Raw genomic sequence first — 4,851 nt, 5'->3', positions numbered from 1 at the left:
TTCCGCCCACGTCACCCGCTCTATGGGGTGACGTAGACGAGAAGGGGTGACGTGGTCGGAAAGGGATGACCTGAACCAGCCTCACCAGGCCCGCTCGTTTGTCGCGTCCCGCGACATATGGGGTAGGGTCGGGACATGCGCATCAGTGCGGCGCTCCTGACGGATCGCTACGAACTCTCGATGTATGCCGCGTTGCTCGCCGACGGGCGGGTCGGGGCGCCGGCCACGTTCGAACTGTTCGCCCGCCGCCTGCCCGAGGGGCGGCGGTTCGGCATGGTGGCCGGGCTCGGGCGGTTCCTCGACGCCCTCACCGACTTCCACTTCGACGACGACACCCTGGCCTGGCTCCAGGACGCCAAGGTCATCGACGCCGCCACCGCAACCAGCCTCGCCAACTGGCGTTTCACCGGCACCATCCGGGCCTACCGCGAGGGGGAGACCTGGTTCCCTAACTCGCCCATCCTCTCGGTCCAGGCCCCGCTCGGCGAGGGTCTGATCCTCGAGACCCTCGCCCTGTCCATCTTCAATCACGACAGCGCCATCGCCTCGGCGGCGGCCCGGATGGTGCTCGCCGCCGACGGCCGCACGCTCATTGAGATGGGGTCCCGCCGCACGCACGAGGAGGCGGCGGTCGCGACGGCGCGCGCGGCATACGTCGCGGGGTTCTCGACCACCTCCAATCTCGCGGCCGGGGCGGCGTATGGCGTGCCCACCGCCGGCACCGTCGCCCACGCCTTCGTCCTGGCTCACCAGAGCGAGGCAGAGGCGTTCGCCGCGCAGATGGCCGCGCAGGGCACCGGCACGACGATACTGGTCGACACCTACGACACCGAGCAGGGCATCGCCACGGCGGTGCGGGTCGCCCAAGACCTAGGCGCCACCGGTCCCGGCGCGATTCGGATCGACTCCGGCGACCTCCCGACCGCCGTTGCGGCGGCGCGCGCCCAACTCGACAGCCTCGGCGCCACGGACACCAAGATCGTGGTCACCTCCGATCTCGATGAGTACCTCATCACCGAGCTCGCCCTCTCCGCCGTCGACGCTTATGGCGTGGGCACGCGCGTCGCGACCGGCTCGGGGCACCCGACCGCGGGCTTCGTCTACAAGCTCGTCGAGCTCGACGATCGCCCGGTCGCCAAGCGCGCCAGCGGCAAAGCCAACGTCGGCGGCCTCAAGACGCCCTATCGCTATCCCGACGGCCGCGAAGCCTTCCGCGTCGACGGCGTCGTCCCGCCGGGCGCCCGCCCCCTCCAGGTCGACGTGGTCCGCGCGGGGGAGGTCCTCCCCATACCGACCCTGCTCGAAGCCCGGGAGTATGCCGCGGCCGCCCTCGCCGACCTCCCTCCCGCCGCCCGACACATCACCTCCGGCCCGCCCGCCACGACCGCAGTCCTCGAAGGAGACCCCGCATGAGCCGCGCCCTGCTGATCGTCGACATTCAGCCCGACTTCTGCGAGGGCGGGTCATTGCCCGTCACCGGCGGCAACGCCGTGGCCGCGGCGGTCGCGCGCTACGTCGACGAGGCGGGCGCCGACTACGCGCTGATCGCGACGAGCCAGGACTGGCACAATCCGGACTCCACCAATGGTGGCCACTTCGCCGCCGAACCCGACTACCGCACCACCTGGCCGGCCCACTGCGTCGCCGGTACGCCGGGAGCTGAGCTGCACTCGGACCTGGCCGAGGCGCTGACCAAGGCGACCACCACGGTGGTGGGGGTGCACAAGGGGCAGGACGCCCCGGCATACTCCGCGTTCGAGGGCACCGCCTCGGACGGACGCGCCCTGGCCCAGCTCCTCACCGACGCCGGCGTCACCGAGGTCGACGTCGTCGGTATCGCGACGGACCACTGCGTCCGCGCGACCGCCCTCGACGCACTCGCCGCCGGGCTCGACACCACGCTCCTGGCGGGCCTGCACGCCGGGGTCGCCGCAGACACCACCGACGCTGCGCTCACCGAGTTGGCCGACGCCGGCGCCGATGTCGGCCGCCCGCTCGCGCCCGCCACCGCCTGAGCCCCGATCGACCACTCACCAGAGGAAGCCATGAGCCACCCGCCCTTCGCCGTCACGGTCGATCTCTGCGTCTTCACCATCCGATCCGGGGCCCTGAACGTCCTGCTCGTCGAGCGCGGGGACGATCCGTTTGCCGGGTCCTGGGCCCTCCCCGGCGGCTTTATCGAGCCCGACGAGGACGCCACCGCCGCCGCCGCGCGGGAGCTCGTCGAGGAGACCGGCGTCGAGACCGGCTTCCACCTGGAGCAGTTGGCGACCTACTCCCAGCCAGACCGCGACCCCCGCATGCGCGTCGTCTCGATCGCGCACGTCGCCTTCGCCCCCGACCTGCCCGAGCCGGTCGCCGGGTCGGACGCGGCCACGGCCCGCTGGTGGGCGGTGGCGGACCTGCCCATCCAAGGCGCCGAGTCGCCGGCCTTCGAACGGCTCGCCTTCGACCACGCCCAGATCCTCACGGACGCGCTGGAGCGGGTGCGTTCCAAGCTCGAATACACCACCCTGGCAACGTCGTTCGTGACGGCGCCGTTCACGCTGGGGGAGTTGCACCGCGTCTATGCGGCCGTATGGGGAACCCCGCCGCACCGGGGCACCTTCATTCGGAAGGTGCTCTCCACCCCGGGCTTCGTGGAGTTGGCCGAGGCGCCGACGCAGCGCACAAGCGGTGTGGGGCGACCGCCGACGGCGTTCTATCGCTCCGGTCCCGCGACGCACCTGCATCCGGCGCTGCTGCGGGGCTGAGCGGCATACGTCCTGTGGTTGGTGTGACGTGGGCGCCCTCAGGGGGAGGCTGGTGTCTCTGGGGTCGATGGGGCACAATAGCCCCAGCGCGGCTCTCGTGACCTATGTGCGTGACGTTGGGGAAGACGTCCATCGCACACCAGGAGGATCGGGATGTCGCTGTCAACTACGCGTGCCACCACGCGCGGGGTCGTGTTCGTTCACGCGACCCCCGCTGCGCTGTGCCCGCACATCGAGTGGGCTCTTGAGCACGTCCTCGGGCGGCGAGTGAGTCTGGAATGGACGGACCAGCCCGCGGCATACGGTCAGAAGCGCTGCGAGCTGTCCTGGGTAGCTGCCCCGGGGACTGGCGCGAGCCTGACCAGCGCCCTACGTGGGGTGACCGGCATCCGCTTCGAGGTGACCGAGGAGCCCAGCCCCGGCTTGAATGGGTCGCGCTGGTGCCACACGCCCCGGCTCGGGTTGCACCACGCCTGGATGGCGCCCAATGGCGACGCGATGATCCACGAGGGACAACTGCGCGAGATCGTGGCCAGCGCGATGCCCGGTGGCGATATCGCCGAGTTGCTCGACGGACTCCTCGGGACGGCGTGGGACAACGAGTTGGAGGTCTTCCGTTACGCCGGCGAGGGTGCGCCCGTCCGCTGGCTACACAAGGTGGGCTGAGCCCGCCGCCCCCAAGCAAGACACGACAACGCGCCCGGGACCTGGTGGCCCGGGCGCGTTGTGGTGCTCGGCAGTCGCGGAGCGCGGCGGTGCTCAGACGCTCTTGACCACGAAGGCCACGTTGTGGCCACCGAACCCGAACGAGTTGTTCAGCGCGGCAATGTCGCCGTCGGGGAGCGTGCGCGACTCGCCTCGCACGACGTCGAGGTCGATCGCCGGGTCGAGGTTGTCGATATTGATCGCCGCCGGCGCGATGCGGTGGTGGACGGCCAGGATCGTCAGGACCCCTTCGAGGGCCCCCGCCGCGCCGAGCAGGTGGCCGGTCATCGACTTGGTGGCGCTGATCGCCATACCGTCCGCGTCCGAACCGAAGGCGCGCCGGATGGCGTTGGCCTCGGCGACGTCGCCGACCGGGGTGGAGGTCGCGTGCGCGTTGACGTGGATGATGTCGCGGGGGCTGAGCCCGGCCGCCTGGACCGCCTCCACCATCGCGCGCGACGCGCCTGCGCCCTCGGGCTCCGGGGCGGCGATGTGGTGGGAGTCGGCGCTCATCCCGAGACCGGCGAACTCGGCATAGATCTTGGCGCCGCGCGCCTTGGCGTGCTCCTCGGACTCCAGCACGATGACGGCGGCGCCCTCACCCATGACGAAGCCGTCCCGGTCGATGTCGTATGGCCGTGACGCCCGCTCGGGGTCGTCGTTGCGCTTGGACAGCGCCTGCATCGCGCTGAACCCGCCGATGCAGAGAGGGTGCATGGCGCCCTCGGCGCCCCCCGCGACGACCATGTCGGCGCGCCCGCTGCGGATCATCTCCGCGGCGAAGCCCATCGACTCCGCTCCGGAGGCACAGGCCGAGACGATCGTATGGGCGCCCGCGCGCGCCCCGAGGTCGAGCGAGACATTGCCGCTGGCCGAGTTGGGCATGAGCATGGGCACCGCGAGCGGGAAAATCCGGCGCGGGCCCTTCTCGCGAAGGTTCTCCCACTGGTCGATTAGTGTCCAGACGCCACCGATGCCGGTGCCGATGACGACGCCAAGACGCTCGGGGTCGATCTCCGGGGCGCCCGCGTCCTGCCAGGCCTCGCGCGAGGCGATGATCGCGTATTGCGCGTTCGGGTCGAGCCGACGCACCTCGACCTTGGTGAGGACCTGGTCGGCGGGGGTGTGGATATTGGCGCCGATGGTGACGGGGAGGTCGTACTTGGCCACCCAGTCATACGGCAACGTGCGCACGCCGGAGGTCCCGGCGAGGATCGCCGACCAGGTCGAGGCGACATCACCACCCAGCGGGGTCGTGGCACCGAGTCCGGTGACAACGACCTTGACGTCGGAGGTTCCTGCGGTCATGACGACTCCATCTCTGCGGCCGGGGTTCGCGCGTCGGGGTGGTGGAGGGGAAGGACTGGGTCGTGTCGCCCGATTGTGGCGGGCG

5 protein-coding genes are annotated in these 4,851 nt (G+C 70.9%); 4 read left to right on the top strand and 1 reads right to left on the bottom strand.

Features of this window, described 5'->3' with window-relative positions; all coding sequences use genetic code 11:
- Positions 1–135 precede the first annotated feature (135 nt).
- The 4 genes from BN13_RS15300 to BN13_RS15285 all read left to right on the top strand — a co-directional run bounded on the left by BN13_RS15300 (position 136) and on the right by BN13_RS15285 (position 3,419).
- Positions 136–1,413: a nicotinate phosphoribosyltransferase gene (locus BN13_RS15300; protein ID WP_048548078.1), complete on the top strand. Its 1,278-nt coding sequence runs from the start codon at positions 136–138 to the stop codon at positions 1,411–1,413.
- A complete protein-coding gene (locus tag BN13_RS15295) occupies positions 1,410–2,015 on the top strand; it encodes an isochorismatase family protein (protein ID WP_048548077.1) in 606 nt (201 codons plus the stop codon). Before BN13_RS15300 ends, BN13_RS15295 begins: the two co-directional genes overlap by 4 nt.
- 30 nt (positions 2,016–2,045) lie before the next feature.
- Positions 2,046–2,753, top strand: a complete 708-nt coding sequence (locus BN13_RS15290; RefSeq protein ID WP_048548076.1) for an NUDIX hydrolase — start codon at positions 2,046–2,048, stop codon at positions 2,751–2,753.
- A gap of 153 nt (positions 2,754–2,906) precedes the next feature.
- Positions 2,907–3,419: a DUF3145 domain-containing protein gene (locus BN13_RS15285; RefSeq protein WP_048548075.1), complete on the top strand. Its 513-nt coding sequence runs from the start codon at positions 2,907–2,909 to the stop codon at positions 3,417–3,419.
- 93 nt (positions 3,420–3,512) lie between these two features.
- On the opposite strand, the gene fabF is transcribed toward BN13_RS15285, so the two are convergent.
- On the bottom strand, positions 3,513–4,766 hold the full coding sequence (gene fabF / locus BN13_RS15280; RefSeq protein ID WP_048548074.1) for a beta-ketoacyl-ACP synthase II: 1,254 nt from the start codon (positions 4,764–4,766) through the stop codon (positions 3,513–3,515).
- Positions 4,767–4,851: the final 85 nt, after the last annotated feature.

Source organism: Nostocoides jenkinsii Ben 74, assembly GCF_001046875.1.
GTDB classification, from domain to species: Bacteria; Actinomycetota; Actinomycetes; order Actinomycetales; family Dermatophilaceae; genus Nostocoides_A; species Nostocoides_A jenkinsii.
Note: the sequence above shows the minus strand (reverse complement) of the source record. Positions and strands in the feature narration are given on the sequence as shown.

Coding starts and splice junctions, on each gene's coding strand:
- BN13_RS15290 (WP_048548076.1), top strand. CDS start 2,046: ATGAGCCACCCGCCCTTCGCCGTCACGGTCGATCTCTGCGTCTTCACC.
- BN13_RS15295 (WP_048548077.1), top strand. CDS start 1,410: ATGAGCCGCGCCCTGCTGATCGTCGACATTCAGCCCGACTTCTGCGAG.
- fabF (WP_048548074.1), bottom strand. CDS start 4,766: ATGACCGCAGGAACCTCCGACGTCAAGGTCGTTGTCACCGGACTCGGT.
- BN13_RS15285 (WP_048548075.1), top strand. CDS start 2,907: ATGTCGCTGTCAACTACGCGTGCCACCACGCGCGGGGTCGTGTTCGTT.
- BN13_RS15300 (WP_048548078.1), top strand. CDS start 136: ATGCGCATCAGTGCGGCGCTCCTGACGGATCGCTACGAACTCTCGATG.